The organism is Novosphingobium sp. HR1a, from assembly GCF_015594425.1.
In the GTDB taxonomy this organism is placed as follows: domain Bacteria; phylum Pseudomonadota; class Alphaproteobacteria; order Sphingomonadales; family Sphingomonadaceae; genus Novosphingobium; species Novosphingobium resinovorum_A.
Genome location: NZ_JABXWS010000133.1, coordinates 1 through 1,728 on the forward strand (window position 1 = coordinate 1; position 1,728 = coordinate 1,728).

Below are 1,728 nucleotides of genomic sequence, written 5' to 3' on the forward strand. Positions count from 1 at the left end.
CCCGACCTCCATGACGCCCCGCAGGCGGCAGCTTGAACAACCAACCCGCAGACGATCCACTTATCAAACGTCAAAGGCTGTTCAGACGAGCCAAGCCACTTCTTACTGACTTTGAATTACGATGGAACTTCTGTTGTGTTCAAATCGCGAAAAGAATTGCCCTCCCGCGTTGTAAATGCCGCCAAGGCTTGCGTCAGCTAGCCACCCCTTTCGGTCCCTCAGGGGACCGGAGGTCGGGCTACATTCCCGCCCGTCCGATGCTCGCCGCACGCGAAGAAAACCGGCCTGACCGAACACGCCCCCTTGCAGACATTGCAATCTGACGTTCCATCTGCCTACCTAACTCTATGAATATTGCCTCAATTGAGCATCTATGGTCAAGCTTGTGGGCGATGCACTTTGTCGCCGGGGAGGCTCGCCTGCGGTTCGAGTTGGGCGGCGAAGAGTTCGATAATAACGTCCAGCAAGTTCCTCGTTTTCTTCAAGCCCATCGTCGAGCATCTATCATAACCGACGCGCTGTTCACCGAGAACTGCGTGGCAGTGGTTGCTTGGAAGGGGCAATCGCCATTTCCAGCAGGACTCCCTGACGAAATGACGGACGGATTTGCTGCCTTGCAGGCTACGGGGTTTGACAGGCCGCTGATAAACGAATGGCAGGCAACGCTTTATCCTGATCCAGATGACGAAGCGTATGTATGGACACTGCGCAGCTATGATCTGGGTCGGGACAAGTTAGCTCGCGACACTATTCTTTGGCACGCCGTTGCCTGCGAGATGCCCATCTATCCGAGCGCTCCGGTCGTAACCTTCCTACTTGATCCTTTTGAATCTGTGATGCTGCATGTCTACGACGACCGAGGAATGGACGTGATTGCATTTGAGCCAGCCAAGCTTCATGGAATTTACACCGACTTCGCAGATTGGCTTCTCGACCATGACCGTGAACGGATGGAGAAGCTGTTCTAGAACTTATGGCAGCAAACCACCCACCCCGGTTTTCGCATCGCTCTTTCCGCGCTGCCTGGAACCGGACCGACTGCTTTGCGCCAGCACTCTACGCGATTGACCGCTTGGACCAGCTATAATGGGTGGATTGCAGTCTTAGGTCGAACGGCTATTTTTCGTCGGAAATTGCAGGCGGAGCGTTTCCGATGATTCCAATCTTGCCTTCGCCAGACGCTGTTAACGCCGAAAACACGCAACCGATACGCTCGAAATCGGAATCACTTAGCGATCCATGATGAGGCACCATTGAAATTTCGTCGCCGTTCACTTGCAGAATTTGATTGGTCGCGAAGCCACAAAGATGCTCGATTGCAATTGCGAACTCTGCCGTACTCGTAAAATTGGCTCGGCTGGGCAGTCTTTCGAGCAACCCACTATTTTTTAGGCTTTCTTTTGCCGATTCGATCGCAATTGGTTCAAAACGGTTATTGGAAAGTTCCTCATAATCTTCCTGCAATTGCTTATCTTCAAGCTGGACGAACTCTGGCCATGTTGCATCCCAAATACATTGAAGGTTAGCTTTGCGAGCGCCCGCACGTGTTGAGATATAAATGTAATACCTCTCTGCGCTTTCGTCGTAGGAAACCGTCAAGCCCTGAGCATCAAGGCCGCAATCCGCCAACGCTTCGATAGGCGGTTTGCTAGGTGGTGCAGGAAGATCAATCACGAAGAAATCATTCCATGGTTGTTTCTCGTCTGCAATGGGGCGTGTCCGGTCAGG

At 52.6% G+C, this 1,728-nt stretch carries 2 protein-coding genes; one reads left to right on the forward strand and one right to left on the reverse strand.

Features of this window, described 5'->3' with window-relative positions:
* Positions 1–347: 347 nt before the first annotated feature.
* Positions 348–968 (forward strand): DUF3885 domain-containing protein, encoded by a 621-nt coding sequence (locus HWN72_RS30595; protein WP_211152310.1) that lies wholly within the window; start codon positions 348–350, stop codon positions 966–968.
* 148 nt (positions 969–1,116) lie between these two features.
* Here HWN72_RS30595 and HWN72_RS30600 read toward each other — a convergent pair.
* Positions 1,117–1,728: hypothetical protein (locus tag HWN72_RS30600; RefSeq protein WP_211152311.1), on the reverse strand; the 612-nt coding region annotated here is incomplete at its 5' end.

Excerpts from the sequence above, each read along its gene's own strand:
- HWN72_RS30595 (WP_211152310.1), top strand. The coding sequence starts at position 348 with ATGAATATTGCCTCAATTGAGCATCTATGGTCAAGCTTGTGGGCGATG.